Origin of the sequence: Peptoniphilus senegalensis JC140, from assembly GCF_000321025.1 — a bacterium.
GTDB lineage: Bacteria > Bacillota > Clostridia > Tissierellales > Peptoniphilaceae > Peptoniphilus_A > Peptoniphilus_A senegalensis.
Window position 1 is genome coordinate 331,162 of the sequence record NZ_HE610718.1, and the last position, 26,406, is coordinate 357,567.

At 32.0% G+C, this 26,406-nt stretch carries 28 protein-coding genes; 12 read left to right on the forward strand and 16 right to left on the reverse strand.

Annotated features, from left to right (window positions below):
• The first annotated feature begins 15 nt into the window (after positions 1–15).
• The gene (locus tag PTSHG_RS09270; RefSeq protein WP_019107957.1) at positions 16–1,020 is read left to right on the forward strand and encodes a Na+/H+ antiporter NhaC family protein; all 1,005 of its coding nucleotides are present in this window, start codon (positions 16–18) and stop codon (positions 1,018–1,020) included.
• 11 nt (positions 1,021–1,031) lie between these two features.
• The gene (locus PTSHG_RS10090) at positions 1,032–1,316 is read left to right on the forward strand and encodes a Na+/H+ antiporter NhaC family protein (protein ID WP_238318738.1); all 285 of its coding nucleotides are present in this window, start codon (positions 1,032–1,034) and stop codon (positions 1,314–1,316) included.
• A 68-nt stretch (positions 1,317–1,384) separates the two neighbouring features.
• On the opposite strand, the gene PTSHG_RS05860 is transcribed toward PTSHG_RS10090, so the two are convergent.
• Genes PTSHG_RS05860 through PTSHG_RS05875 form a run of 4 tightly spaced genes read right to left on the reverse strand, consistent with a single transcriptional unit; the run spans position 1,385 to position 4,856 of the window.
• Positions 1,385–2,029, reverse strand: a complete 645-nt coding sequence (locus PTSHG_RS05860) for an ABC transporter permease (RefSeq protein ID WP_019107959.1) — start codon at positions 2,027–2,029, stop codon at positions 1,385–1,387.
• A complete protein-coding gene (locus PTSHG_RS05865; protein WP_019107960.1) occupies positions 2,022–3,008 on the reverse strand; it encodes an osmoprotectant ABC transporter substrate-binding protein in 987 nt (328 codons plus the stop codon). The genes PTSHG_RS05860 and PTSHG_RS05865 overlap by 8 nt, the downstream gene beginning before the upstream one ends.
• Positions 3,005–3,643, reverse strand: coding sequence for an ABC transporter permease (locus PTSHG_RS05870; protein ID WP_019107961.1), 639 nt, complete (start codon positions 3,641–3,643; stop codon positions 3,005–3,007). Before PTSHG_RS05870 ends, PTSHG_RS05865 begins: the two co-directional genes overlap by 4 nt.
• On the reverse strand, positions 3,636–4,856 hold the full coding sequence (locus tag PTSHG_RS05875) for an ABC transporter ATP-binding protein (RefSeq protein ID WP_019107962.1): 1,221 nt from the start codon (positions 4,854–4,856) through the stop codon (positions 3,636–3,638). The genes PTSHG_RS05870 and PTSHG_RS05875 overlap by 8 nt, the downstream gene beginning before the upstream one ends.
• Before the next feature lie 136 nt (positions 4,857–4,992).
• On the opposite strand from PTSHG_RS05875, the gene PTSHG_RS05880 reads away from it, so the two are divergent.
• Positions 4,993–5,337 carry an encapsulin-associated ferritin-like protein gene (locus PTSHG_RS05880; protein ID WP_019107963.1) on the forward strand — a complete coding sequence of 115 codons (345 nt, stop codon included), beginning with the start codon at positions 4,993–4,995 and terminating at the stop codon, positions 5,335–5,337.
• Positions 5,338–5,438: 101 nt separating this feature from the next.
• Here PTSHG_RS05880 and PTSHG_RS05885 read toward each other — a convergent pair whose 3' ends face one another.
• Genes PTSHG_RS05885 through PTSHG_RS05900 form a run of 4 tightly spaced genes read right to left on the reverse strand, consistent with a single transcriptional unit; the run spans position 5,439 to position 9,524 of the window.
• Positions 5,439–6,662: an AI-2E family transporter gene (locus PTSHG_RS05885; protein ID WP_019107964.1), complete on the reverse strand. Its 1,224-nt coding sequence runs from the start codon at positions 6,660–6,662 to the stop codon at positions 5,439–5,441.
• A 10-nt stretch (positions 6,663–6,672) separates the two neighbouring features.
• Positions 6,673–7,182, reverse strand: coding sequence for a hypothetical protein (locus tag PTSHG_RS05890; RefSeq protein WP_019107965.1), 510 nt, complete (start codon positions 7,180–7,182; stop codon positions 6,673–6,675).
• Between the two features lies 1 nt (position 7,183).
• The gene (locus PTSHG_RS05895; RefSeq protein ID WP_019107966.1) at positions 7,184–8,050 is read right to left on the reverse strand and encodes a B12-binding domain-containing radical SAM protein; all 867 of its coding nucleotides are present in this window, start codon (positions 8,048–8,050) and stop codon (positions 7,184–7,186) included.
• Between the two features lie 19 nt (positions 8,051–8,069).
• Positions 8,070–9,524 (reverse strand): nicotinate phosphoribosyltransferase, encoded by a 1,455-nt coding sequence (locus tag PTSHG_RS05900; protein WP_019107967.1) that lies wholly within the window; start codon positions 9,522–9,524, stop codon positions 8,070–8,072.
• Between the two features lie 275 nt (positions 9,525–9,799).
• On the opposite strand from PTSHG_RS05900, the gene PTSHG_RS05905 reads away from it, so the two are divergent.
• The 3 genes from PTSHG_RS05905 to PTSHG_RS05920 all read left to right on the forward strand — a co-directional run bounded on the left by PTSHG_RS05905 (position 9,800) and on the right by PTSHG_RS05920 (position 12,893).
• Positions 9,800–10,618: a tRNA lysidine(34) synthetase gene (locus tag PTSHG_RS05905; RefSeq protein ID WP_019107968.1), complete on the forward strand. Its 819-nt coding sequence runs from the start codon at positions 9,800–9,802 to the stop codon at positions 10,616–10,618.
• A 97-nt stretch (positions 10,619–10,715) separates the two neighbouring features.
• Entirely contained in the window at positions 10,716–11,921 is a 1,206-nt protein-coding gene (locus PTSHG_RS05910; protein ID WP_019107969.1) for an FprA family A-type flavoprotein, read from the forward strand.
• A gap of 621 nt (positions 11,922–12,542) precedes the next feature.
• On the forward strand, positions 12,543–12,893 hold the full coding sequence (locus PTSHG_RS05920; RefSeq protein WP_019107971.1) for a Spx/MgsR family RNA polymerase-binding regulatory protein: 351 nt from the start codon (positions 12,543–12,545) through the stop codon (positions 12,891–12,893).
• Between the two features lie 60 nt (positions 12,894–12,953).
• On the opposite strand, the gene PTSHG_RS05925 is transcribed toward PTSHG_RS05920, so the two are convergent.
• The 4 genes from PTSHG_RS05925 to PTSHG_RS05940 all read right to left on the reverse strand — a co-directional run bounded on the left by PTSHG_RS05925 (position 12,954) and on the right by PTSHG_RS05940 (position 17,721).
• Positions 12,954–14,480 carry a chloride channel protein gene (locus PTSHG_RS05925; protein WP_019107972.1) on the reverse strand — a complete coding sequence of 509 codons (1,527 nt, stop codon included), beginning with the start codon at positions 14,478–14,480 and terminating at the stop codon, positions 12,954–12,956.
• A gap of 54 nt (positions 14,481–14,534) precedes the next feature.
• Positions 14,535–15,665: a hypothetical protein gene (locus PTSHG_RS09280; RefSeq protein WP_019107973.1), complete on the reverse strand. Its 1,131-nt coding sequence runs from the start codon at positions 15,663–15,665 to the stop codon at positions 14,535–14,537.
• Positions 15,666–15,752: 87 nt separating this feature from the next.
• Positions 15,753–17,105 (reverse strand): MATE family efflux transporter, encoded by a 1,353-nt coding sequence (locus PTSHG_RS05935; protein ID WP_019107974.1) that lies wholly within the window; start codon positions 17,103–17,105, stop codon positions 15,753–15,755.
• The gene (locus tag PTSHG_RS05940; protein WP_019107975.1) at positions 17,098–17,721 is read right to left on the reverse strand and encodes an NAD(P)H-hydrate epimerase; all 624 of its coding nucleotides are present in this window, start codon (positions 17,719–17,721) and stop codon (positions 17,098–17,100) included. Before PTSHG_RS05940 ends, PTSHG_RS05935 begins: the two co-directional genes overlap by 8 nt.
• A 459-nt stretch (positions 17,722–18,180) precedes the next feature.
• Between PTSHG_RS05940 and PTSHG_RS05945 the strand changes: the two genes are divergently transcribed.
• The 6 genes from PTSHG_RS05945 (at position 18,181) to PTSHG_RS05965 (ending at position 22,924) form a co-directional block, all read left to right on the forward strand.
• Positions 18,181–18,813, forward strand: a complete 633-nt coding sequence (locus PTSHG_RS05945; protein ID WP_019107976.1) for a helix-turn-helix domain-containing protein — start codon at positions 18,181–18,183, stop codon at positions 18,811–18,813.
• A gap of 58 nt (positions 18,814–18,871) precedes the next feature.
• Positions 18,872–19,405: an MBOAT family O-acyltransferase gene (locus tag PTSHG_RS10095; protein WP_238318740.1), complete on the forward strand. Its 534-nt coding sequence runs from the start codon at positions 18,872–18,874 to the stop codon at positions 19,403–19,405.
• Positions 19,406–19,428: 23 nt separating this feature from the next.
• The gene (locus PTSHG_RS10100) at positions 19,429–20,307 is read left to right on the forward strand and encodes an MBOAT family O-acyltransferase (RefSeq protein ID WP_238318742.1); all 879 of its coding nucleotides are present in this window, start codon (positions 19,429–19,431) and stop codon (positions 20,305–20,307) included.
• Between the two features lie 19 nt (positions 20,308–20,326).
• Positions 20,327–21,355 (forward strand): hypothetical protein, encoded by a 1,029-nt coding sequence (locus PTSHG_RS05955; protein ID WP_019107977.1) that lies wholly within the window; start codon positions 20,327–20,329, stop codon positions 21,353–21,355.
• 173 nt (positions 21,356–21,528) lie between these two features.
• Positions 21,529–22,401 (forward strand): LysR family transcriptional regulator, encoded by an 873-nt coding sequence (locus PTSHG_RS05960; RefSeq protein WP_019107978.1) that lies wholly within the window; start codon positions 21,529–21,531, stop codon positions 22,399–22,401.
• A gap of 4 nt (positions 22,402–22,405) precedes the next feature.
• On the forward strand, positions 22,406–22,924 hold the full coding sequence (locus PTSHG_RS05965; protein WP_019107979.1) for a phosphatase PAP2 family protein: 519 nt from the start codon (positions 22,406–22,408) through the stop codon (positions 22,922–22,924).
• Between the two features lie 13 nt (positions 22,925–22,937).
• Here PTSHG_RS05965 and PTSHG_RS05970 read toward each other — a convergent pair whose 3' ends face one another.
• From PTSHG_RS05970 to PTSHG_RS05985, 4 genes are all read right to left on the reverse strand, one after another.
• Positions 22,938–23,639, reverse strand: a complete 702-nt coding sequence (locus PTSHG_RS05970; RefSeq protein WP_019107980.1) for a hypothetical protein — start codon at positions 23,637–23,639, stop codon at positions 22,938–22,940.
• Between the two features lie 39 nt (positions 23,640–23,678).
• The gene (locus PTSHG_RS05975; RefSeq protein ID WP_019107981.1) at positions 23,679–24,278 is read right to left on the reverse strand and encodes a C39 family peptidase; all 600 of its coding nucleotides are present in this window, start codon (positions 24,276–24,278) and stop codon (positions 23,679–23,681) included.
• 67 nt (positions 24,279–24,345) lie between these two features.
• A complete protein-coding gene (locus PTSHG_RS05980; protein WP_019107982.1) occupies positions 24,346–25,071 on the reverse strand; it encodes a TIGR03915 family putative DNA repair protein in 726 nt (241 codons plus the stop codon).
• Between the two features lie 10 nt (positions 25,072–25,081).
• Positions 25,082–26,308, reverse strand: coding sequence for a putative DNA modification/repair radical SAM protein (locus PTSHG_RS05985; RefSeq protein WP_019107983.1), 1,227 nt, complete (start codon positions 26,306–26,308; stop codon positions 25,082–25,084).
• Between the last annotated feature and the right edge of the window lie 98 nt (positions 26,309–26,406).

Below are 26,406 nucleotides of genomic sequence, written 5' to 3' on the forward strand. Positions count from 1 at the left end.
ATTAGAGGTGATTTGATGCTCGAGATATGCGTTTTATTATTATTTATTTTATTTCTATTTTTGGCAATAATTTTTAATGTCTCAATTGTTTTTGCTCTTTTTGCAAATTTGATTTTGCTTTCAATATACGCTTACATAAAAAAATTTTCCCTAAAGAAAATTTGGAATATGATTTGTTTTGGCATAAAAAGTGCAAAAACTATTTTAATAGTATTTTCTCTTATAGGTATGATTACTGGTATATGGAGATTATCTGGGACTTTAGCTTACATAATTTATCATGGAATAAGTTTTATTTCTCCTAAGTTTTTTTACCCAGGAGTTTTTATTTTTAATGCTTCAATTTCACTTTTAACTGGAACAAGTTTTGGTACATCTTCAACTGCCGGTGTAATTTCTATGTCAATATCAAATGCTATGGGTTTTAGTCCCTTGGTAACTGGCGGTGCAGTTTTATCTGGTGCATTTTTTGGCGACAGGTCTTCTCCCATGTCTACATCCGCTCTTTTAGTTGCAACTTTAACTGGAACAGACTTATATAATAATATAAAAAATATGTTTAAGACTTGTGTAATTCCCCTAGTCCTCACAGTAATAACTTTTCAAATTTTTAATTTCGGTATAAATGCCAATATTGATAGGCACAGTATAGAAGCCTTGAGAATTATTTTTAATTTCAAGCCCATACTTATAATTCCTACAATAACTATAATTGTACTTTCGGTTTTTAGAGTCAATTTAAAAATAAACCTCATAATTTCTATTGCTATTTCAATATTTTTTGCAGCAATTTTCCAAGACAAAAGTGCACTAGAAATTTTAAATGCAATAATATTTGGAATGCACTTGGATTCAGAAGCTGGCAAATTAATTAATGGCGGCGGATTTATTTCTATGTTAAAGATGCTTTTAGTTGTTGGAATATCTTCAGGCTACTTTGGATTCTTTAAAAACACAGATTTATTAAGAGGTGTAAAAAGATACATAAAAAAATATTTATTAGCTTCCCAGATATGCTAGTCATGGAAATTATGTCTATTATTATTTCAGCCTTTTCTTCCAACCAAACTCTTTCCATAATGCTTACTTATGAAATGGCAAGGGAGAATTATGAAGATACTTCAAAATTAGCACTTGATATAGAAAATTCTGCTGTTATGACATCTGCATTAATCCCATGGAATATTGCAGGAAGCTCGCCAATGGAAATGATAGGTGCGCCAATATTTGCAATTTACTTTTCCTTTTACCACCACTACATTATTCTCGTAAATACTCTTGCCTCCATTGTAGAATTTAAGAAGAATAAAAAATAAATAATTTTGGATAAAGAAAAACTCAGGCTCTTTTATATATGAACCTGAGTTTTCTTTAATTTATAAGCTTATACTTTTGTAAAGGTCCTTGGTGTGAGTTTGTTCTCGATTATACCAAGTAAAAAGTCTGCCAAGACTGCCATTAGGGCTGTTGGTATTGCTCCTGCTATTATTATTGGACTTCCATTTGCCACTGTTATTCCTCTCGTTATAATATCGCCAAGTCCACCTGCACCTATAAATGTTCCCACTGCTGTAACTCCTATGGCAAGGACTAGGGCATTTCTTATGCCACCCATTATTATTGATATGGCTAGAGGAAGTTCCACCTTTGTCGTTAGCTGAAGCTTTGTCATTCCCATGCCCCTTGCCGCATCAACTAACTCTGGTGTAACTGAATTTATTCCCGATACTGTATTTTTTAATATTGGAAGGATTGCATATAAAAATACTGCAAAGACCACTGTATTTGGTCCCGTTCCTATTAAAAACATGAGAATGGCAAGCATGGCAAGGGAAGGTATTGTCTGCATTACATTTGCTATGCTAATTGTTAGCCTTGAGAGTTTTCTTTTCCTTGCAACAGCAAAACCAAGGGGTATTGCTAAAATTGATGCAAACAAAACTCCATATATGGAAATAAGGAAGTGTCTTATAAACTGTTCAAAGACATAGGATGCATTTTGCGTATAGTACATTATTACTTCAGACATTTTTTCCTCCTTCCACAAATTCTTTGTATTCCTTTAATTTATTCTTGTCAACTTTTACATTTTCAAAATAATTATTCTTTTTCAAAAAGTTTTCTGCTACCTTTGCTGGCATTTCTAAATCTTCGTCTGCCTGCCTATTTAATTCCTGCATAGTTTCTGACGAGATTTGTCCCACAAGTTTCATTATTGTTTCTTCCACTTCTGGATATTTTTCCACAATTGCCTTTGATGATACTGGCGAGCAGTCATAAGGCGGGAAAAGTCTTTTGTCATCTTCTAAGACTACTAGGTCATAAGATGAAATTTTCCCATCAGTTGAATAGCCAAGGACTAGGTCCATCTCGCCACTGGCAAGGGCTGTATAGACTAAGCCAATGTCCATTGGATAGATTGTTTTAAAAGCAAAACCATAAGTATCTTTGAAGGCTTTGTAGCCGTCGCCCTCTCTTTTTATCCAAGCTGTATCCACGCCTACGCTTATTTTGTCTTTTATCTTTTCTAAATCTGAAACTGTCTTCAAATTGTTTTCTTCTGCAAATTTCTTTGTAACCATGAAGGCATAGGTGTTGTCAAAGCCAAAGGATGGATACCAATATCTTTCCCATCTCTTGTAATATTCCTTCATTACAACTTCTTGTGCTTCTTTAGGGTCTCTTATAGGCTCCATAGAAAGCTCGCCACTTAGGGCTGTTCCTGTATACATGGCGCCAACAACATTGACATCGCCCTTTAGCATGGCTATATGGTTTAAGACTGATGATGATAAATTAGTGATTAAAGAAACATCAAGGTCTGTGTCATGCTCAATCATTTGCTTTACAATTTCGCCTAAAATTTGTCTTTCAGTGTTTGAACCTGTAGCAACAACTACATTGGTCTTTGTATTTCCTCCAAGGCCCGGAAGTGTGCAAGACGTTAAAAACACAGATAGCATTATAAAAAGTAAAATTAATTTTTTTATTTTATTTATTTTTTTCATTCTGCCACCCCGCTTGTTTTGTTAGGCGAAAGTTTATCCTCAAGTATTCCAAAGAAAAAGTCCACAATTATTGCCATAAGTGTTACAGGAATTGTTCCCCATATAACCATTGGCATTATGGCATTATTAAGTCCATTGAAGATAAAGTCTCCTAGTCCTCCTGCACCAACATAGGCTGCTAAAGTTGTCCAGGCAAGTACATAGATAGCAGAAAGTCTAATCCCACTCATTATTACTGACATTGCCATAGGTATTTGCACCTTGAAGAGGATTTGGGACCTAGTCATACCCATTCCCTTTGCTGCATCAATTAATTTATCATTTACTCCTGCTATGCCAAGATAGGTGTTTCTCAAAATCGGAAGCAGTGAATATATAAAAAGTGAAACCATGGCTGGCTTTTTTCCCACGCCAAAAATTGGAATCATTAGGGCAAGTAGGGCAAAGGAAGGCACAGTTTGTAAAACTGATGCAATTGCCATTACTATTTTTGCTGCCTGCTTTGAGCGAGTCAAAAATATTCCAAGGGGCACTGCAATTAAAACTCCAAAGAATAGTGAAATTGATGCAATAAAAAGGTGCTCCAAGGATTTTGACAAAATTTCTCCACTGTTAGTCATTAAGAAATCAATCATTATCTTCACCTATCTTATTAGAGGATTCGCCAGATGCGTCCTTCATAAGTTTAGATAAATCATCATCTTCATAAATTTCTTCAACTTTTTCTTCATCTTCATTTTCCCAAAGATTTGTATAAATTGTATCAACAACTGATGCTCTTGTTACAAGTCCAACAAGTTTATTTTCAGCATCAACTACGGGAAGATTTTTTATGTCCAAGTTATAGATGTCACGAATGGCATTCATTATTACCGTGTTTTCTCTTATGGTATAGACTTTTTCCATAACTTCATCAAGGGATTTGATGTGCTTGCCAAATCTTCCTATATCAAACATACCAACTGCACCGAGAAGATGATTTTCCTCGTCTGTTACAAAAATTGTATCTACCCTTTTCTTTCTCATAAGGGCAAGGGCATCATAAGTTGACCTATCTCTTGTCAGCGAAACTGGATTTTTTAACATAATAGTTTCTACAGTTCTGTAAGATGTCTTGGCTTCGTTTAATTTTTCTTCGCCAAGCATATCTTCTACATACTTGCTCTTTGGATTTTTCAAAATATTTTCTGGAGTGTCAAATTGCTCAACATGACCCTTTTTCATAATTACAATTCTATCTGCAAGTGTAAGTGCCTCATCCATATCATGAGATACAAAAACTATTGTCTTTCCCATTTCTTTTTGAAGTCTCTTGACAAGTTTTTGAAGAGCGTCTCTCGTTATTGGGTCAAGAGCACCAAAGGGTTCGTCCATCAAGATTATGTCTTGGTCTGCTGCAAGAGCTCTTATAACTCCAATTCTCTGTTGTTGCCCTCCAGATAATTCTGAAGGATATTTATCTAAGTAAGAAAGTGGCAAGTCTACTTTTTGAATTAAATTTTCTGCTATGGGTCTAAGTTTATCTTCCTCCCACTTTAAAAGCCTAGGCACAAGGACAATGTTGTCATAGACAGTCATATGTGGCAAGAGTCCAATTTGTTGAATTACATAGCCAATTTTCCTTCTCAAATCAACTGCGTCCATTTCATTTATATTTACGCCATTTATTAAAATTTCTCCGCTAGTAATATCGTTCATCCTGTTGATCATTCTCATGCAAGTTGTCTTGCCCGATCCACTGGCTCCAATAAAACATATAAATTCTCCATCTTTAAATTTTAAATTTATATTTTCAGCTGCAACCTGATTGCCGGGATAGATTTTACTGACATTTTTAAACTCTATCATATTAATCTCTCCTTTTCTCAATCCTTTTCTATTATACCCCAAAGATGGCATTTTCAAAAATTGCTTACTTTTATCATTAAATCATTAGTGCTATAATTAGGTAGTAAGATTGTATTTTTTTATAAAGGAGGATATTATGGCTAACGATTATCATGAACCCGCAGCGGAAATGACTAAGAAGGAAAGAAATATTATAAGAGCGATTAATTCCCTAAAAGAAGAAATCGAAGCAGTTGACTGGTACTATCAAAGAGTTGCAGTAACTGATGATGAAGAATTAAAGGAAATCATGTGGCATAATGCCGAAGAAGAAATTGAACACGCAATGATGACACTTGAATGGCTTCGCCGCAATCAAGAAGGTTGGGACGAACAAATGAGAACTTATTTATTCTGTGAAGGAAAAATTATGGATGCAGAAGAAAATAGTAAGGACGATGACGAAAAAGAGGACAAAAAAGATAAGAAGAAGAAAAAATAAATAATTTTATCTTTAAAATTTTCCAAATAAAAACTGCTTAGAGTGAGTTTTCCTCCAAGCAGTTTATTTTTGTCTATTAATTTTTTGATTTGATAAAATTTTTAAATCTTTTTCATCCTAAGGTCTAGATTTTTCTCCTTGATTTTATATTCAGTGTATTCCCTCATTAGTTCATAAAGAGTTGATGCTAGTGGAATAAATGCCCACATGCCAACTACTCCAAATAATGATCCACCCACTGTAATGGCAACAAGTGTCCAAAGTGATGGAAGACCAACTTTATCTCCAACAATTTTCGGATAAACTAAATTTGATTCAAGTTGTTGAAGAATTACAATTAAGATTAAAAACATAAGAGCCTTTGTGGAATCTTCTATTACTATCATGATAAAGCACATTGCTCCACCTAGGAAAGGTCCAATAATCGGAATAAGATCTGTTACACCAACTATTACGCCAATAGTTGCTGCATTTGGAATCCTAAGGACAAAGCAAGCTACAAAGGTCGCTATACCTATAATAGTTGAGACTGTAAGTTGTCCTCTAATGAAACCAAAAAAGTTTTCGTGTAAAAGACGTGCTACGTGAATAATTTTATTGGCAACTTTGTTGTTAAAGAAGGAATAACAAATTCTCGTGGCTTGATAAGCCAGTCTTTCTTTATCTGCCAAAATATAAATTGATGTTATAAGGGCAAGCATAAAGGACACAAGTCCACCTAAAATACTTGATGCGGTTGAAATTGCACTGTTAAGTATGTGGGATGATTTTTCACTTGATGTCACAAAGCTCTTTACTCTATTAAAAATTTCATTCCAACTTAAATTGTCATATTCACTTTGCAACTTGTCTGAATAATTATTTAGGTAAGGTATTTCTCTAGTCTTGTCAATTGCCATTTGTAAAAAACTAGGCAGTGACTTTCTCAGTCCATCAAAGGATTTTATTAGCTGTGGCAAAATAATTGCCGTAATTAGAAAAAATACAAGTATTATAAATATAAAGGAAATTGCAATTGAAATTGTCCTCTTGTGCTTTTGGAATTTTTCACTTTTTACCTTGTCAAAAACTTTTCTCTCTAAAAAGTTTAGCGGTATTTTCATAATAAAGGCAATAACTCCTCCTAGCATGAAGGGTGCCAAAATTCCAAGTAAAATTCCAAATCCATTAAAAATAATTTTGCTGTTTAAAAATAAATAGGCGACAAATAAAAGCCCAAGTCCCATCAAAAAAACTTTCTTATAAACTTCATTTTTAAAAGATAGCTTTTTCAAAGGAAGGCTTGTCTTTTCTATTTCTTCTAGTTCTTTTCTTTTTTCTTCCATAAATTCTCCTCTACTTTTTTGAAAAGCCATCTAAAAATTTAAAATACTCTTCAAAAAAAGATTTTTGCATATCGGCCATGCTCTTGATATAAATTTCAGAAAAATCCATATAAAGTTTCATCTGTCTGGAAAAAATATCAGCATAATCATCAATTAAGCCAAAAGTTTCATCCTCCAAATTTTCCTTATTATAAAGCATCGGCAAATTTTTCTCTCTCTTAATTTTTTTCTTTTTTGCTTCTTCTCCCATATTTGGATTTACTTCCATGATTATTTCAAAACTCTTATCATTGGGCTTTTCTTTTTCCTTGTAGTCAATATCAAGTTTTTCCTCTTTAGTGGGAGCCTTACTATAATCTAGGGGAAGCAAAAATCTAACTGGATTTACTGCGAGAGCTTTCTCCTCTTCATCCTTTGTAAGGGAAATTACCCCGCTGTTTTGGTGTTTTGAAATCTCATCTCTCTTTAAATCTTCTAGATTTTTTAAGTCCTCAGTCTTCTTTAAATCTTTTTTATTCAATTTAGAAACCTCTCAATACATCAGGTCTAAAGTTTTTCTTTTTTAAAGTTTTTTCAATTGCCTTTATAAGATCTTCTCTGTCCTCATTTAAGTTGCCTGCAAGGAGAACATAGTTTGATGCGTGATTAGACCTAAAGACTGTGCCTTCTGAATCCACATATTCCAAGAAAATCTTCATCTCTTGTAAAATTTCTCCAGCGTCAGGCATCTTAAATTTACCAGAAATATAATCCTCATAAAGTGGTGTATTTTTATAAATTCTCATTGTGAGATACCCCAAGAAATCTGGCTTTGTTTCGGAAACAAGTTTAGCAGTTCCCACTGCATTTCTCTCCATTCCATCAACCCCACCAAGCCCCGCAATAATAGTTACAGAAGTTTTAAAACCTGCTTCTTTTGCCTTTTCCATTGCAGTGACATATTCTTCATAAGTTATGCCCTTTTGAATTTCTTTTAAAAGCTCTTCGTCTCCTGTTTCAAACCCAATATAGAGCATTTCAAGTCCTTCTTCTCTTAGTTTCTTTAAGTCTTCAAGGGACTTTCTATTTATATCCTGGGCAGTCGCATAGGATGAAACTCTATTTACATTGGGATAATATTTTTTTATAGTTCTTAAAATTTCAACTAAATCATCTGTCTTTAGGACAAGTGCATCTCCATCTGCCAAGAAAATTCTCTCGAAATAATCTTTGTAGGAACTCATTTCGATTAAATCCTTTTTTATATCTTCAAGAGGTCTAACCCTAAAGTCGTCATCTTTATACATGTAACAAAATGTGCAAGAATTGTGAGAACAGCCCACTGTTGCCTGAATAATTAAAGACCTTGCCTCACTTGGCGGTCTAAAAACATTTCCGTAATACTGCATATTTCTTCCCTTCTATTTTTTAATTTTTACCGTGTTTCTTTAAAAGATTATCCTTAACTTCCCAAAGCTTTTGTGACAAGTCCACGATGTATTCATTTGGATTATCAAGTCTCTTAGTTTCTTCCCAAAGTGTATCAAGTTCTCTCTCTGCCTTCTCTTTTATCTCTTCAAGGCTTGGGAGTTTATATACAAGTTTTCCCTTGTCATAAATTTGCACTAGAACTTTTTTGGCTGTATAGTCAGTTAATGTCTTTCTCTTCCATGTGTAAACTGGGTGGAAGATTTCATAATTATCTTCAGGAATTTCTTCATCTCTAAGAGCAATTACATCTGCCATTGCCTTTCCAGTTTCATTTTCATAAAATCTGTAAAGTTCCTTAAAGCCTGGTGTGGTAATTTTTGCAACATTTTCAGAAATTTTAATCTTTGGAATAATCTTTCCATCATCGCTTACTGTTGCAACAAGTTTATATACTCCACCAAAGACTGGAGATGATTTTGATGTAATAAGTCTTTCGCCAACCCCGAAAGAATCAAGCTTTGCTCCTTGATGTAGGATAGTTCTGATTGTATATTCATCAAGAGAGTTTGAAGCCATAATCTTCGCATCAGGATACCCTGCATCGTCAAGCATTTTTCTCGCCTTGTTGGAAATATAAGTTATGTCTCCTGAGTCAATTCTTATTCCCTTAGGTCTAAATCCACGGGGAACAACTTCTTCATCAAAAACTTTTATTGCATTTGGTATTCCCTCTTTAAGAGTGTCATAAGTATCAACTAGGAGTAGACAGTTGTCTGGATAAACTCTTGCAAAGGCTCTAAAGGCATCTATTTCTGTATCAAACATTTGAACCCAAGAGTGAGCCATTGTGCCAAGGGCTGGCACTCCAAACATCTTATCAGATAGGGTGTTGGCAGTTCCTGCACAGCCACCAATATAGGCTGCTCTAGCACCTAAATTTGCAGCAGAATAACCTTGCGCTCTTCTTGAGCCAAATTCAACAACAGGTCTTCCCTTAGCTTGCTTTACAATCCTTGATGCCTTAGTTGCAATCATTGATTGATGATTTAGTGTCAAAAGTACCATTGTCTCAAGCATTTGTGCTTGTATAGCTGGGCCTTTAACTGTCACAAGTGGTTCTCCTGGAAAAGCTAAAGTTCCTTCTGGCATTGCCCAAACATCACATTCAAATTTAAAATTTCTTAAATATTCTAAAAATTCTTCATTAAAAATATTTTTTTCTCTCAAAAATTCTATGTCATCATCTGAGAAGTGAAGATTTTCCATGTACTCGATTAATTGCTCAAGACCAGCAACAATTGTATACTCTCCATTATCTGGAACTTCTCTGAAAAACATATCGAAGATGACAGTCTTGTCTGTCATACCTTCCTTAAAAAAACCATTTGCCATTGTTAATTCATAAAAATCAACAAGCAAGGTAAGGTTTTTCTTTACATTATAATTTACCATTTTATACTTCCTTTTCTCCTCTCTACTTCAATAGATCCCTTAAATTAATTACATAGATTATACCACATTGAGAGTATTTTGAATAATTTAATAGCCTTTGTATTTATTATAAATTTATTTATATCTTTTATTCTTTATAATAGCCATTGTGTTATAATTTTTAAGAAAAGGAATAATCCTACAAAAGTTTTTTAGCTTTATTACAAAATTGTATCCTCTTAAAAATAGAAAATAACTGTGATATAATGAAAATAGATTGGTAAAGGTGGAATTTTTTGGAAACAATAAAAAGCACTGTGGACATAGAAAGGTCCCTTATAAAAACTTACAGGAGAGATATTTATAAAAAGTTTGTGCAAGGTGTAAATAAATACGAACTCATCAGCCCAGGCGACAAAGTTGCCGTTGCTATTTCTGGTGGCAAGGACTCCCTTACTCTTGCAAAACTCTTGCAGGAATTAAAGAGGCACAACAAGGTGCCCTTTGACTTAGAATTCATAGCAATGGACCCAGGATACCTTCCTGAAAATAGAGAAAGGCTTGAATTTAACTGCGAAAAACTTGGAATACCAGTAAAAATTCATAACTCTGATGTTTTTTCCGTCGCTGAAAAATTGTCTGAGGGCGGTTCAACTTGTTATATGTGCGCCAGAATGCGCCGTGGAAATTTATACAATAGAGCAAAGGAACTTGGCTGCAACAAACTTGCACTTGGTCATCACTTTGATGATGTCATTCAAACTGTTCTTTTAAATATTATTTATGCTGGCGATTTCAAAACTATGATGCCAAAATTAAAATCACAAAACTTTGAAGGTCTTGAATTAATTAGACCCATGTATCTAGTTCGTGAAGAGGCAATCATTCGCTTTATGAAATCAACTGGACTGTCTGCCCTTGATTGTGCCTGCACTGTCACGCAAAAGCAATCTGGCAACAAGAGATTTTTTATAAAGGACTTAATCGAAGAACTTAAAAAAGAAAATAAAAATGTAGACATAAATATTCTTCGTGCAACTGAAAATGTAAATATGGAGCAAATCTTAGGATTTAAAGAAAAGGGCGAAAGACACGACTTTTTGGAATTTTATTAAGACTTTTATGAAATTAAAAAGCTTTCTTAAATAAAATACTTAAAGACTCGTGAAACAATTTGTCAAAATAAAATTTTAAAAAATAAGGAGGATTTTGATGGAAAATTTATTGTCAGTGCCTATTAAAGAGGACATTTATTATATAGGTACAAATGATAGAAAGACAGAACTATTTGAAGGAATGTGGCCTCTACCAAAAGGAGTTGCTTACAACTCTTTTCTTGTTAAGGGCGAAAAAAATGTACTTTTCGACTTAGTAAGAGTAAACACAATTGATTCCTATGTGCAAAAAATAAATGAAATCATTGGAGAAGGCGAAAAAATTGACTACATTATGATCAATCACATGGAGCCAGATCACACTTCTTCAATTAAATCAATTTTGGAAATTTATCCAGATGCAAAACTTGTTACAAATAAAAAAGCTGTTGCCATGCTTAATAATTTCTATGAAATTACAGACAACATCATAGAAGTTAAGGATGGCGAAACACTAGAACTTGGAGATAAAAAATATACTTTTTACATGACTCCAATGGTTCACTGGCCAGAATCTATGGTAGCCTATGAAGAAACTACAAAGACACTTTTCTCACAAGATATTTTTGGTGGCTTTGGAACCCTTGATGGTGGAATTTTTGATGATCAGATCGAATATGACGCTCATTATCACGAAGAAACAACAAGATATTTTATAAATATAGTTGGAAAATATGCAGCACAAGCCCTTAAAGCTTTAAATAAATTAGCTGACCTTGATATTCAGTTAATTTGTCCAGATCATGGGCCTATTTGGAGAGAAAATCCTAATAAAATAGTAGACATATACACTTCTCTTGCTAAACAAGAAACAATTGATGGTTGTGTTGTTATCTACGGCTCAATGTATGGAAATACTGAAATGATGGCAGAAGCTGTTGCAAGAGGTCTTTCTGAAGGCGGACTTAAAAATATTAAAATCAGAGACATAACAAAGACTTCTAACTCCTATCTTTTATCAGACATTTGGAGATACAAGGGTGTAATCATAGGGTCATGTTCCTATGACAACAATTTGTTCCCACCAATGGATTATCTAATGACAGAAGTTTCTCACCAAAGAATGAAAAATAACTATTGGGGAATTTTTGGTTCCTTCTCATGGAGTGGTGGAGCTCTTAAAAACCTAAAGAGATATATGGAAGAAGGCAAGTACGATGTGCTTGACACTCAACTTGAAATTCAAGGTGCAGCTACTGAAGAAGAAATGAAACAACTTATAGACTTTGGAAAAGAAATGGCTGCAAAAATTTTAAACAAATAAAAAATTAATCGTCACGATTTTTTCGTGGCGATTTTTTTGTAATTTATAAAATATTTTAGAAGATATTATAAGCACTTCTATTTTGAAAAATTTTTATAAATTCAAAAGAACACAAAAAAAGAATGTCATATTATAGCTTAATAAATGACATTCTTTTTAAATATCCAATTCCATCCAACTTAAATTTTTTGGTTCAATCACGTCTATCACCTTATTCTTATTTTACTAAAGCCCTATATAAATTAATATTTCTCACATACCCAACTCTAAGTCTGCGTATCTCTTTATACAAGCGCTATAAGTAATTCTCAAAACAAACTATTTACCATCATACTACTCGTCCATTAAAAACTATTCGATTTATATAAAAGCCTTGGCCTTTTAAGTCAAAACCTGTAAAATTAATAAAAATCAAAAACATTTTTACTTTGTCTTGGATGGAATTGTCATGTTTCTCCAAATAAGTAACTCCAATCTAAATTTATTACTTTATTTAGTTAATCTTATTTGTTATTAACATTATACCACACTAAATTAAAATGTAAACACTTTTTGCAAAAATTTTTAAAATTTTTTTATATTTTTTTGTAGTATAATGAAATTACTTAAAGGAGGCTAAAAATGAACACATTAATCGGCTACAAGAGATGTAGCACTTGCAAAAATATAGAAAAATTATTAAAGGAAAAGAATATTTCTTATGACTACAGGGAAATTGACAAGGAGCTCCTATCAGTTGATGAACTCAAAAAAATAAGAGATATGGCAGATGTTGACATCTTTAAACTTTTTAACACATCAGGCGTGAGGTATAGGGAACTTGGACTAAAGGACAAGAAGAATGATATGACAGACGAAGAAATTTTTGAACTCTTATCAACAGATGGTATGCTAGTAAAAAGACCAATATTAGTTGCAGATGATAAGGCCTATGTAGGTCCACAAGTTAAAAAATATTTAGAGAGTCTATAAATTAATTTCAAAAAGCGCAAAAAAATCCTAGAACTAATTTTGCAAGTCTAGGATTTTATTTTACTCATTTTTAAAAAACTCATCAATTTCAAGGGCGTCTTCCGCCTTTATTAAGACTGTGATTTTGTCGCCCAAGAGGATTAAGTCATCGGCTGTTGGAACGATTTCTGTGCCTTCTCTTTCTATTGACATTATTATAAGGTGCCTTGGGAAATTTATTTCTCTAAGGCTTTTTCCTATTATTTTTAAGTCCTCAGTTATAGTATATTCAAAGACTGAATAGTCTCCTAGTTCTCTCTCCTTTGGACTGAGTAGGTTCTTATCCTTTAACTGCCTTTCGAAAAGTGTGTCATAAATTGGCGCAACTTTTAAGGCCTCTGCCACATAATAGGATACAATTACAACTATTGAAAGGGCAATTAAATGTTCAAAGGTTTTTGTCATCTCTGATACTAATATCACTGAAAGAATTGGACTCCTAACAACTGATGCAAGTATTCCACTCATCCCTAAAATTATAAAATTAATGTAATAATCATTTAATTCAAAAACCCCATCTAACATTGCAAAGATTAAAGCTCCACAAGAGCCACCTATTACTAGGACTGGCAAAAAGATTCCACCTTGCACCCCTGAGCCGTAGCAAAATGTTGTGTAAAATAATTTCACAAGAAGGATGGCAAGGATATATTTTATTGGAAATTTCTCAACTGCCATTTTTTCAAGAAGTCCATGTCCGCCCCCAGTTCCTTCAAAAAAGATAAAGCCAATTATAATTGTCACAGCCATTAATAGTGCATATTTTAAAATTTGTGAATTTATTTTTTTGAAGAGGTCTTGTGATTTTGTTATGAGTAAGTTGTAAATACATCCAACTAAACCTGTTAGGATGCCAATTAATATTGCCACCCAAATTAGTTTCATTGGTAGTGATTTTGTTGCGGAGAAAGAAAAGGATGTCTCTGCACCCATTATTATAAAGGATATATAGTTAGCTGTAATGGATGCAATAAATGCTGGCAAGAGAACAAATTTTGAATAAGTTTTGTGTAGCTCTTCTATGGCAAAGATACAACCAGCCATAGGTGCGTTAAAGGCTGCCGCAAGTCCTGCTGCTGCTCCTGCTGTTATCATGTATTTTATTTCATCAGGAGGTCTTTTTATTGTCTTTCCCAATAATTTTGCTGCTGCTCCACCCATTTGAATTGATGGACCTTCTCTTCCTAAAGAAAATCCCATAAGATTTCCAAGTCCTCCGCCAAGGATTTTTGATATTAAAGTTGGCACTTCATCCATTTTAAATTTGCCAAGGATTTCGCCACGAATTTGTGGTATTCCACTTCCTCCAGATAAGGGTGCCCACTTTAAAAGTCTATAAATCACAAAGGATATTACAATGGCAAGTGCAATTAAAAGCAAAACTGATTTTAAATTAAATTCGCTGTATAAAATTTTTCTGTAAAAATCCATTTTCATAATTACAAATCTATATAGAACTGAAAAAAGGCCTGCGAAAGTTCCCACCATTAGTGAGTCTATTAAAATTCTAAATATTAATTTGCCCTTATTGTTAAAATCATCTTTCATTTTCCTCTCCTTTTATTAAGTTTTTCCAATCTTCTTCTCTTAATTTTAAAATTTCTATATATTTTTTTCCTTTTCAATTTTATTTGGAACTGTATAAAAATTTAGGTTAACTTTTTTTATTTTACTTCCATCAATATCAGCTATTAGCTTAAATTTTTTAGATTTTATTAGATTAAAAAATCTGGCATTTATGTGAGTTAACTCGTCATGATAAATTAAATATTTATTCTTTGGATAGTAACTCATCCTAAAGTTTCTGTCATTTATCTTGCCCTTTATTGTCTTTAAATTTTCATTTTTTTCCTCTTCTATATAAATGTGTCTGTGAGGAACTTTTAATTCAAAGTCATCTTTTATTTTTAGGCTGTATTTTTTGTCATCAGACTGAAGTTTTAAAAGGTTGCCCTCGCTATCAGTCTCCATGTAAAATACAATTTCATTTCTATTTTTCAAGTCTAATGAAATATTTGAAAATTCTTCTTTCAAAATTTTACTTAAATATGTGTAAGGAAAATAATTTTCTCCCCTATAAAATTCTTCAACCTTATCCATAAGTCTTTTCAAATCTTTGGACTTTACCTTGATTTCAAATCCATTGTCCGAAATATTTTTTACGCGAGTATTTCTTATTATTCCCGTCCATTCCTTTTTTACATATTTTTTTAACTCTGAATTTTTTTCAGAAAAAGAAACTGGAGGAAGAAATAACTTTTTGTTGTTTATGTCATATCCTAAATCACTTAATACACCGGAATCACGAGACAAATTTGCCATTGTATTTCTATCAATGTATAAAGGTAGCTTCGCAATATCATCCCTATAAAGATAGACATCACTATCTACAATTTTTTCGCCAAACTCATCAATTTTATTGTCCTTAACTAATCTCTTTTTAAAATATCTCGACTTATTTGTGGCACTTTGGAAATTTATTATATTTAGCTTGTCGCCATTAAGACTTTCATTGCTGATCCTTATGCCATAGTCTCCTGTACTCTTTACTTTATTAAAAATATCTGAAAATCCAAAATCTTCTACATAATCATCTGCAAAGGCAAAAATTCTATCGTCAATAGTATAGAGAACTTCTGCAACAATTTTTTTTGGATATCGTCTAAAGCCATTTATCCCGAAAAAAATAAGTGCAATAAAAATAAATATTAAAAAAATGTTTTTCTTTTTCATAACATCACTGCTCTTCTTATAATAATTATAGTTTACAATAAATCTTTACTTCATTGCAATTAAAAAGGCACCTTCCGGCGCCAAATTTTACATAGCTATATTTTTTCTCCATTTTCCAAATTTGTAATATAGTGCCATAATAAAAAAGTTTGCAAAATAAGAAAGTGGATAGATTACACTTATTACTCTAATTGAGTTGAATATAGGCATTGCAAAATAAACTACTATGAGTCTAAAAATGCAAATTGTAAGAAGTGAAATTATCATAGGACCCATGGCGTTTCCACTTCCTCTTATGAAGCCAGAAATAGTTTCCGAAAGACCAAAGGACCAAATTCCAAGACTTAATATTTTCAAGAAATCAGCACCATAGGCTACTACATCGGGGTCTGGATTAAATATTGCAATAAGTGGCTCTGCCAAGAAAAAGGCAATTATCGATAAGATTGCTGAAATTCCCAAGACTATTAATAGCGAAACCTTTATGCCTTCACGAAGTCTGTCAAATTTTTGTGCCCCAAAATTTTGTCCCGAAAAAGTTGTAGCCGCAAGAGCAATGGCTTGAAGCGACATAAACAAAAATCCATCAATTCTTCCCTCAGCTGCAACACCTGCAATGGCATCTGAACCAAAGGAATTTATTTTCGCCTGAAAAATTACATTTGTCAAAGATAATAAGGCTGTTTGCACTCCCGTTGGGATCCCAACTTCAAAAATTCTCTTTGCTTCGAACTTATGAAGTTTTATCTCTTCCTTTCGAAGTTTATAAGAACCATCAGTCTTTAATAGGGAATAAGTTACAAGTATTGCTGATGTGATTTGTGATGCAAGGGTTGCAAGTCCAGCACCTAAAACTGACATCTTTAGTAGTCCAACTAAAATTAAATCAAGGACAATATTTACAAGAGCTGAAACGCATAAAAAGTTAAATGGTCTCTTTGAGTCTCCCGTTGCCCTCAAAATTGATGCCCCCATGTTGTAAATTAAAATTGGAATTGTACCCAAGAAAAATACTCTCATGTATGTTGTCGCATCAGCTAAAATTTCTGGCGGTGTGTCCATTATTCTAAGGAAGAAGGGCGTCGTAAAATAGCCAAAAATTGTAATGGCAAGCCCCGACATCAGCCCAAGAAAATAAGAGCATCCCACAGATCTCTTTAGTGCTTCTCTATCATTTGAACCATAATAAAGAGAAATTATGACAGATGCACCAGTAGTGAGTCCCAAAAAAAGTCCAATGAGTAGATTTGAAACAGGTCCCGTTGCACCAACTGCCGCCATAGGGTTCTTGCCGGCAAATCTACCAACTATCATTAAGTCGGCAGTGTTATAAAGTTGTTGCAAAAAGTTTGTGAGAAGAAGTGGTATTGCAAATTTTATAAGACCTTCTGCAATTGAGCCTTCTGTTAAATTTATATTTCTGCTAATTTTTTTACTCATCTTTGTACCTCACAATCCCAATATATATTTTTTTAAGCTCTCCCACATTGCTATTTAAAAGCTCACCCTTTTTTATATCGGATATTGCGTAGGTTACATTACATGCGACACAGTTGCCATACTCTTCGCCAGTGTTTGCGTCCATGCCAGAAGGTATGTCCACTCCAATAACATAATTGCCATGGATATTTATGGCATCAATTAAAGTTCTATAAAACTTATTTAACTCTCTGTTTAGTCCTATGCCAAAAATTGCGTCCACAGTAATCTCATTTACTTCAATAGACTCGATTAATTCATCAAGATTGTCTTCTTTTATATATTTTACATCTGTAAGTTTTTTTATGATTTCTAAATTTTTGGAAAACTCCTCGCTCTCTTTGTCGCCAACAACAAAGACTTCAACAATTTTTCCGCTGAGTATTAAATGTCTTGCGATGACAAGTCCGTCGCCGCCATTATTTCCCTTACCGCAAATTATTGTAAAGGAATCGTACTGATTAATTTCACGAAAAATCCCCATTCCTGCGTTTTCCATTAAAATAAGAGAATCTATTTTAAATTCTTCTATTGTCCTCTTTTCAAGCTCAATCATTTTATCTCTTGAAATTGTCACAGTAATCCCTCCCTGTTTTTATTATATGCTATTTATTGCAAATTAACACCACATTCTTGTAAATTTAGGAATTATCTTTAATTAATCTTTAAAGTCTAAATCATATTAATTTCAAATTTTTTATTAGCCTATCCCATCTTCCAATGAAAATTTTATTATCTCTATAAAAAATTTTTTACAAGCAATACTTTATATGAATAAATCTTTTAACTATAAGAATACTTTTAAAATTCCCTACTCCTTAAACTATAAAAATTTATCTAAGTATATTTGCAAGGACAATATAATACAGCAAAAACTTTTAAATTGCAAAATTTTTCTCAAATTTTTAAAAATATTTAAAAATTTTAAAACTTTTTTGTTGATATTTAATATCAATTATTTTATAATTAGCTTAACGATAATACATATCAAAATAGTAAAAAAATGAACATATATAAAATTTTAATAGGAGGACTTATGACAAATTATCTTACAATTGCCGAAAAGACCAAACCTGAATGCATAAATTGTGCTCACGAAATTTTTGAAAGTATTTCAAAAAATTCAGCTAACAAAAATTTTAGTGAGATGAAAAAACAAATAGATGATCTAAATACTTTTCTTTATACATATTTTTTAATTACATACAACAAAGATCTCTCACTTATACATGATGACTTTACTTTTAAACTCAATAATGCCATAGACAAGTCTAATTTAAAGTATATAGCAAAGGATATTATAGAAGGCTACTCCAATTCTCTTCTTGATGAAATTGATTTTTCAAGAAATGAAATAATTGACAAGGCTCTAAAAATTATTAATAGAGAATATACTTTAGGCTTAAACTTAGATGAGCTTGCAGAAAAACTTCATCTATCCAAAAATTATCTCTGCTCACTTTTTAAAGAAGAAACTGGATACACTTTTTGTCAATACCTAAATACACTGAAGACAAATAAGGCGAAAAAACTCCTTTCCGAGAACAAAAAGACTTTGGAATACATAAGTTATGAATGTGGATTTTCTTCACAGCCACATTTTACTATGACTTTCAAAAAATACACTGGAAAAACTCCTAGAGAATATAAAATGAGCGTCGCTCCTTAATAATATGATATTGAAATCCTCCATCATTTGCTATATTATAAGATGATTGGAGGATTTTATGCTTTTTAATTCATTTGAATACTTAATTTTTTTGCCAATAGTTGTAATTTTATACAACTTCTTGCCTTTAAAATTTAAAAATATATTTTTGCTCTTAGCAAGCCTCACTTTTTATAGCTTTTGGAATGTGAAATACACCTTCCTAATGATCTTCTCAATATTTGCTACCTATATAACAGGTCTTTATATTGAGAAAAATAGAGGAAACATAAAAAAAATGAAGCTTGCTGTATTTTTGTGCTTTTTTATAAATTTAGGCATACTCTTTGTCTTTAAATACTTTAACTTTTTTGCAGACCTCTTAAATAATTTTTCCAACAAAAATTTTAACATTGCCATAGATGTACTTCTTCCCGTTGGGATTTCCTTTTACACTTTCCAAGCTCTCGGCTACACAATTGATGTGTATAGAAAAGATATTCACGCAGAAGAAAATTTTATTGACTACGCTCTTTTCGTGTCCTTCTTTCCACAACTCGTTGCTGGCCCTATTGAAAGAAGTGTGAATTTACTTCCACAGATTAAAAAATAAAAAAATTTTCCTATGATAATTTAGTGAGAGGACTAATTCTTTTTGGCTATGGAATGTTTTTAAAATTAATTATTGCCGATAGGGCAGCAATTCTTGTCAATGAAGTTTTTGGAAATTACAAGACTTTTTCTCGCGAAATTTTAATTATCTCTGGGATTTTATTTACTCTACAAATTTATTGCGACTTCTACTCATATTCAATAATGGCAAAGGGTTCTGCCAAAATCCTTGGCATTGATTTAATGGACAACTTCAAAGAGCCGCTTTTATCTAAATCCATCACAGAATTTTGGAGAAGATGGCACATTTCCCTCTCAACTTGGTTTAAGGACTATCTATACATTCCCCTTGGTGGCAACAGAAAGAGCAAATTTAGGAAGTACATTAATCTTCTTATAGTTTTTTTAACTAGCGGACTTTGGCATGGAGCAGAACTTTCCTTTGTCCTCTGGGGACTTATTCATGGAGTCTTTAATGTAATAGAAAATATTTTTGGCATAAACAAAAAGTCCAAGAGAAATATTTTAGTGGATACAGTTAGAAGACTTATTACTTTTACAATTGTTGTCTTTGCCTTTATTTATTTTAGGGCTGAAAATATCCATCATGGCAATGAATATCTAATGGCAATTATAAATAATAAGAGCTCTCTAAACTTATTGGATGATTTATCAAAGACGTCTTTTGGCATTTCAAATATTTATCCCCTTCTTGCTGGCATACTTATTTTATTTGTCTTTGATCTTTTGAAGTACAATAAAATAAATTTAAGTGAAGCTATTTTAAAACTTATTCTTCCAATAAGGTGGCTCATTTATCTTGCCTTTATCTTTGCCATAATAATATTTGGAATCTATGGTCCTGAGTTTTCCGAATCTGCCTTTATTTATTTTCAGTTCTAGTTTTGTAGGTGATAATAAAATGAAAAAATCTCTAAAAATTTTAAAGTCAATAATATTTATTGCCCTAATAGTTTTTGGTGCCCTAGAACTAAATAATTTATTTATTAGGAAGTCTCTTGCAAAACCTTGGGACATGGGAAATAAAATTGGTGGATTCTTTAATGAAAGTGATGACTACAATACAATGTTCTTTGGTACAAGCCACAGCTACTGTTCCTTTGAACCACTTGTAATTTACGAAAGGACAGGAATAAAATCCTACGTCCTTGCATCACAAAGTCAACCTCTAAAAATTAGTGCATCCTATATTAAAGAAGCTCTAAGAAGAAAAAATCCAAACATTATATTTGTGGACATTCAATCATCAATTTATAAGCTTACAGAAGATTCTAGCGTTGTAAATTCTTATTCAGACTACATGCCTATGTCGAATAATAAGATGAAAATGATTATAAAAAAAGTTCCTAAGGGCTTTAAAGCACAAGCAATTTTTCCCCTTGTTACCTATCACAGCAGGTGGGATGAATTAAAAGATGAAGACTACAACTTTGATAAAGCTTCCTACGAGGACTACTTAAAGGGTTATGTACTTTTAAAGGGTCAAAGTGAAAATTTTAAAAATGATCAAGTTAAAGATTTGAATAAATATATAACATCTATTAAAAGCTTTAATGAAAAAAATTATCTAAAAGAAAATCTGGCTGCCATTGATGAAATAATTGACACTGCCAATAGAAAGGGTTTGAAATTATTTTTTGTAAAGACGCCTATTTACGATTACGATTTATATAAGGATAATATAAGTTATATTGAAAGAGAGTTAAAAAATAGAGGTGCAAACTTTATTGACTTCAACAACTTTTATGATGAGATGAATTTATCCAAAGAGGATTTTTATGATCCTCATCACCTAAATGTTAAAGGTGCAGAAAAGTTTAATTTATTTTTTATTGATTACATGAAAAAGCAAGGCATCTTCCAAGAAAATTTAGCTGATGATAAAGATTGGCTTAATAACATTAGAATTTACGATATAAATAAATCATGATAGACAGAATTTTTTATCCTCTGTCTATTTTTTTGCAATCCGTTATCATTATTGATGAGCGCTATTATCTATAAAATCCAAAATCATATATTTAAAATAAATTTATAACCTTTTTTCTATAAATCTTGATTTTTTTTATAAAAAATACTAGAATATCCATTAAGGAGGTTATTATGACTATAAGGGATTTGGAAATATTTATCGAAGTTGTCAGGGCTAAGAATATGTCTGTTGCTGCAAAGAGTTTAGAAATTTCTCAACCGACTGTCTCCCATGCAATTTCGCAAATTGAAAATGAGTACAACGTAAAATTGTTCGATAGGGTTTCAAAAAAATTATACATAACTGATGTTGGCTTGAGACTATATGATTTTGCCCTAAATATTATTGAACAATTTGAAAGCACTATTATTTTTTTGCAAGCTTCCTCTACTTCTCACAACATAAACTTAGGCGTGAGCTCAAACTTTAGCTCCCAGTTTTTGCTTGAGATAATAAATGAGTATGAAAAGAAGAAAAATGATGTCAGCATAAGAGTTTATGTTGATTCTCGTGAAAAAATAATGGAAAAATTAAATTCTGGAGTAATAAATCTTGCAATAATAGATGGGGATTCTGGCATTGAAAATAGTTCTTCTGAAGCTTTCTTTGAAGATGAAATTTTTGTTATTTCATCTAAAAATTCTGATATTGATGACAAAAAAGAGCTTGAAGCAAATGATTTGAAAAACAAAAAATTTGTCCTTGGAGATTTAGATGGCTATTCTAAAAAGATATTTTTAAATTATCTTCGTGAAAAAAGTATACCTATTGACTTGAAATTCATCTGTCAAAATAAGGATATGGTTTTGAATATAGTAAAAAATACTGATGCTCTTTCTATTGGTGCAAGTTCATCCTTTAATGATGATTCAATAACAAAGCACAGATTATCAGAGCTTTCTATCAAAAGAACCTACTATATGGTCTACCATAATGATGCTTTTCTCAAAAAGAATTTGAAAAATTTTGTGAATTTTGTAAAACACAAATTTAATAAAGAATAACTATATGGAAATAAAATTTTTAGAATTACTTCATTCTCTTCATTTTCCACTTCTAAATTATATAATGATTTTTATAACAAGTCTTGGAAATGGAGGATTGATTTGGATTGTTGCTGCACTGTTTTTGATTTTTCAAAATAAAAATATGTTAAAGAGAGAAGGCTTTACTATTGCAGTGGCTCTAATTATTTTCTCTGTCTTGGGTCTTTTGATTTTAAAGCCAATAATCGCAAGGCCAAGACCTTTTATTGCTCAAGGTGTTGACATTCTTATAAAGGAGCCTATGGGATTTTCTTTTCCATCTGGACACACTGGTTCATCCTTTGCAGCAGCATCTGTAATTTATTTTTACAATAAAAAAAGAGGCCTTCTGGCACTCATCTTGGCAACACTAATTGCCTTCTCTAGGATGTATCTCTTTGTGCATTATCCAAGTGATATTGTAGGAGGACTAATTCTCGGCATAATATCTTCTAGGATTGCGATTAAAATTACAAATGAAATTTCAAGAAAGAAAGCATAAAAATTACCCCGTATTAATTGCGGGGTAAATATTTTTCTGCTATTTTTAAATTTAATTCTTCGCCAAGACCTCCGTAGATTTCTTGATATTCTTCATAGACGCTCTTTAGTCTCTTCAAATTAAAGTCAATTGCATCTTTGTCATCTAACATATCAAGTTGATTTAGGGGAAATCTGTCAAAGATTATTGATATTTCTATCTCAAGATCTTCTCTCATAAATTGAAGTTTTTCACTACTTATGTCAAGCTCCCCTGGTCTGTCTCTTTTTAAAAATTCTATAAGCCCATTCTCATCACAATTTTTAAAAAGCTCCTCTGCCTTTTCAAATTCTTCTAATGGAAAATCATTTAACTTTGGACTGTAATAAAAAATAATCTCTCTAAATATGTCCTCGATTTTCTTTTTCTTCTCATCAGTGATTATAATTTCATCTTCTGATGAAAATTCTCCTATATCATTGTCACAAAGCTCCTCAAACTCTTTTTCAAATTCTTCGTCAGACTTCTTTTTTGCATCTTCTGGGGTAAATTTATCCAAGAGCTTAATATTTCTCCTAAGTTTTCTTATATTCAAATTTAAAGTATCTACATATTTTTCTAAATCTCCAAAAATTTCATGGTATCTCTCATAAGTCTTTGGAATTAAATTTATTATTGTGTCTTCTTTGACAAAAATCAGCTCTGTGACTAAAAATTTTAAATAATTTCTTTCCATAAAATCACCTTTTTCTTATAAACATAAACTCTATTATAATTAAGACAATAAGTCAATGTTAAAAATATTGTAAGAAAAAACTGGAAAATTCATAAAACCTTTTAAGTCGCTGTAGTCTATGTAGGATGGAGTCTTGTTCCAGCCGTCATAAACATGCAAAAATTTTATTTTCATACCCTTAAACTTATAAATTGAGTAGCCAAAAATAACTAAGGAGTGATTCTTATAATAGCCACAGCCAAGATTCATGAGGACTGGTCTATAATTATCTATTTCGCCTTTTACATGAGAATAGAAGTTCCCTATGTAAATTCCCTTAGCTTTTAAATTCATGTTATTTTTCTCAAAAAAAGTATTTGCAATGTGAGAAATAAAAAAGGGAATAGTCCCAACACTTTTGAAATATCCATTTCTCCTTGCGATTTCAAAAACTTCTTCATATATTTTAAATTTGTCCAAGTCTTTATAATAGTAATTTACAATTCTAGTAATGCTCGCTATTGTACAATTATTAGTCCTATCTTCAAAGTCTCTTTGCAAAAAATTCGGCACTTCAATTTCGCCTGACTCAAGTAAACTTGCCATGGGATAATTTTTTTCTATATAATCATTTAAGTTCGCAATTCTGTTTTTTTCCATCTCTTCCTCCAATCTACTTATACCCATTAATAGACATAAAAAAAGTTTTATGAAAAATCCATAAAACTCACTTAAATCTATTTATTTCAGGGAGGTTGTCCCAATACCTTTTTGGCATATTTTGCATCCTAAGCTTTTTATTTTTTCGCTCTTCTATGGCAATGGCATCATAAAAAACTCTCCAAAGGTCTACATAGCTATCTTCCATCTTAAAATTGCCATTCATGTGATAGTCGAAAAATTCTCTCTTCTTCCCATCATAAATTACAGCACGATTTCTTTTTGTATCTGCAATTATAAATTTTTCATTTACAAGTCTGCTCTTGAAGTGTCTAAAGATATAATACAAAATATCATTCTCTGGCTTAAATTTAGAAAACAAAAATCCATCCATCTCCTCAAAGCGAAGAAGTCCCTTGTAAGAGTGAATTTCTCCTAAAACTCTCTTTAATATATTTCTAAATAACACCACATAATCATCTGTACTCTCTATATAATAAAAACCCTTGACATATAATTTTTTTAGGGTCTTTGCTATGGCAATTTCTTTTTTTTCATTGCAAGAAGAAAAAACCATAAACATATTGTCATAAAAAGAATATGAAAAATTTTTAATCACAGATTTTTTTACACGCTCTGCCTTGTCCCTTTCTGTCACACAATTTATCCTGTCACTTATAAAATCAATTTGCTCGTCTTTTTTTACAATGTCATCTACATCTTCTAAAACTTTATAAGAATTAAAAATAACTGTTAGAAGTCCTTCAAAACTCCCATCATATACATAAATCATATTTTCCTCTTTAAAAAAATGAAAGCTGCTCAGAGCTTTCCCTATCCAAAATTAGATCACGGAGAGACTCTTTCGTGTCAAATTTTCTGCCATAGTATTTTCCGGATACAGTTATAAAATTTATTGCCCTCTTTGTAGAGATCCTAAGCTTTTTTAAATCTTCAAAAGTAAGGGCAAAGGACTTTCTAGCCTTAATAATTTTTCGTGCAGACCTTGGACCAAAACCTGGGATTTTTAAAAGTTCCTCAAGACTCGCCTTATTTATTTCAATTGGATTAGTGTAATTTTCTATTGCCCAGTCCATTTTTGGATCAAGCCTTAAATCAAAATCTTTTTTCTTATCGCTTAAAAGTTCACTTGCACGAAAACCATAGAATCTCATCAAAAAATCTGCTTGATAAATTCTGTGTTCCCTAAGTAAGGGTGTCTTTTCCCTTGGCAATAGTGAGCTTTCTCTCACAGGGACATAAGCAGAATAATAAATTCTTTTTAATGAATAATCGTCATAAAGGGACTGTGATCTTATCATAAGGTCTCTATCGTGAATGTCTCCTGCTCCTACTATCATCTGTGTAGTTTGTCCTGCAGGCAAAAATAAATTTTTCTTGGGGTAATTTTTATATTTTTCCCTTTCAAAAGTATTTATCTTTAGTGTCTTTGAGACTAAATCCATGGGCTTTGTTATATCATCAATTTTCTTTTCTGGTGCAAGAAGTGCAAGACTTCTCTCTGTTGGAAGTTCAATATTTATACTCATCCTGTCAACATATCTTCCCAGCTCTTTTATTAAATATTCACTTGCTCCTGGTATTGCCTTCATGTGAATATAGCCATTAAAATTTTCCACTTCACGCAGTCTTTTTGCCACCTCAATTAATTTTTCCATGGTATAGTCGCAGGACTTAAAAATTCCTGATGACAAAAATAATCCTTCTATGTAATTTCTTTTGTAAAAATTTATTGTGAGATTAACTACTTCATCCACAGTAAAAGCTGCCCTCTTAGAATCAAGGCTTCTTGCATTTATGCAATAATTGCAGTTGTAGATACAGTGATTGGTAAAAAGTATTTTTAAGAGCGATATGCACCTTCCATCTTCGCTCCAAGAGTGACAAATTCCACTCATACTTGCATTGCCAATGCCACCACTATTCTTTCTATTAGAGCCAGAAGAAGAACAGCTTACATCATATTTTGCCGCATCTGATAGTATTTTTAGTTTCTCTTTTAATTCCATATTACCACCAAACTCATTTTATCATTTAAACTTATGTTTTGTAAACATATATTTTTCTTGTAAGTTAGTTTATATTCAGACAAATTTTGGCATAAAAA

What these genes read in the sequence shown, in the direction of transcription:
- PTSHG_RS05925 (WP_019107972.1), bottom strand. Translation starts at nt 14,480, where the DNA reads ATGAAAGATGATTTTAACAATAAGGGCAAATTAATATTTAGAATTTTA.
- PTSHG_RS05895 (WP_019107966.1), bottom strand. Translation starts at nt 8,050, where the DNA reads ATGCAGTATTACGGAAATGTTTTTAGACCGCCAAGTGAGGCAAGGTCT.
- PTSHG_RS05870 (WP_019107961.1), bottom strand. Translation starts at nt 3,643, where the DNA reads ATGATTGATTTCTTAATGACTAACAGTGGAGAAATTTTGTCAAAATCC.
- PTSHG_RS05945 (WP_019107976.1), top strand. Translation starts at nt 18,181, where the DNA reads ATGACAAATTATCTTACAATTGCCGAAAAGACCAAACCTGAATGCATA.
- PTSHG_RS05970 (WP_019107980.1), bottom strand. Translation starts at nt 23,639, where the DNA reads ATGGAAAGAAATTATTTAAAATTTTTAGTCACAGAGCTGATTTTTGTC.
- PTSHG_RS10090 (WP_238318738.1), top strand. Translation starts at nt 1,032, where the DNA reads ATGTCTATTATTATTTCAGCCTTTTCTTCCAACCAAACTCTTTCCATA.
- PTSHG_RS05980 (WP_019107982.1), bottom strand. Translation starts at nt 25,071, where the DNA reads ATGATTTATGTATATGATGGGAGTTTTGAAGGACTTCTAACAGTTATT.
- PTSHG_RS09280 (WP_019107973.1), bottom strand. Translation starts at nt 15,665, where the DNA reads ATGAAAAAGAAAAACATTTTTTTAATATTTATTTTTATTGCACTTATT.
- PTSHG_RS05920 (WP_019107971.1), top strand. Translation starts at nt 12,543, where the DNA reads ATGAACACATTAATCGGCTACAAGAGATGTAGCACTTGCAAAAATATA.
- PTSHG_RS05935 (WP_019107974.1), bottom strand. Translation starts at nt 17,105, where the DNA reads ATGAGTAAAAAAATTAGCAGAAATATAAATTTAACAGAAGGCTCAATT.
- PTSHG_RS05860 (WP_019107959.1), bottom strand. Translation starts at nt 2,029, where the DNA reads ATGTCTGAAGTAATAATGTACTATACGCAAAATGCATCCTATGTCTTT.
- PTSHG_RS05885 (WP_019107964.1), bottom strand. Translation starts at nt 6,662, where the DNA reads ATGGAAGAAAAAAGAAAAGAACTAGAAGAAATAGAAAAGACAAGCCTT.
- PTSHG_RS05975 (WP_019107981.1), bottom strand. Translation starts at nt 24,278, where the DNA reads ATGGAAAAAAACAGAATTGCGAACTTAAATGATTATATAGAAAAAAAT.
- PTSHG_RS09270 (WP_019107957.1), top strand. Translation starts at nt 16, where the DNA reads ATGCTCGAGATATGCGTTTTATTATTATTTATTTTATTTCTATTTTTG.
- PTSHG_RS05910 (WP_019107969.1), top strand. Translation starts at nt 10,716, where the DNA reads ATGGAAAATTTATTGTCAGTGCCTATTAAAGAGGACATTTATTATATA.
- PTSHG_RS10095 (WP_238318740.1), top strand. Translation starts at nt 18,872, where the DNA reads ATGCTTTTTAATTCATTTGAATACTTAATTTTTTTGCCAATAGTTGTA.
- PTSHG_RS05955 (WP_019107977.1), top strand. Translation starts at nt 20,327, where the DNA reads ATGAAAAAATCTCTAAAAATTTTAAAGTCAATAATATTTATTGCCCTA.
- PTSHG_RS05985 (WP_019107983.1), bottom strand. Translation starts at nt 26,308, where the DNA reads ATGGAATTAAAAGAGAAACTAAAAATACTATCAGATGCGGCAAAATAT.
- PTSHG_RS05865 (WP_019107960.1), bottom strand. Translation starts at nt 3,008, where the DNA reads ATGAAAAAAATAAATAAAATAAAAAAATTAATTTTACTTTTTATAATG.
- PTSHG_RS05900 (WP_019107967.1), bottom strand. Translation starts at nt 9,524, where the DNA reads ATGGTAAATTATAATGTAAAGAAAAACCTTACCTTGCTTGTTGATTTT.
- PTSHG_RS05960 (WP_019107978.1), top strand. Translation starts at nt 21,529, where the DNA reads ATGACTATAAGGGATTTGGAAATATTTATCGAAGTTGTCAGGGCTAAG.
- PTSHG_RS05880 (WP_019107963.1), top strand. Translation starts at nt 4,993, where the DNA reads ATGGCTAACGATTATCATGAACCCGCAGCGGAAATGACTAAGAAGGAA.
- PTSHG_RS05965 (WP_019107979.1), top strand. Translation starts at nt 22,406, where the DNA reads ATGGAAATAAAATTTTTAGAATTACTTCATTCTCTTCATTTTCCACTT.
- PTSHG_RS05875 (WP_019107962.1), bottom strand. Translation starts at nt 4,856, where the DNA reads ATGATAGAGTTTAAAAATGTCAGTAAAATCTATCCCGGCAATCAGGTT.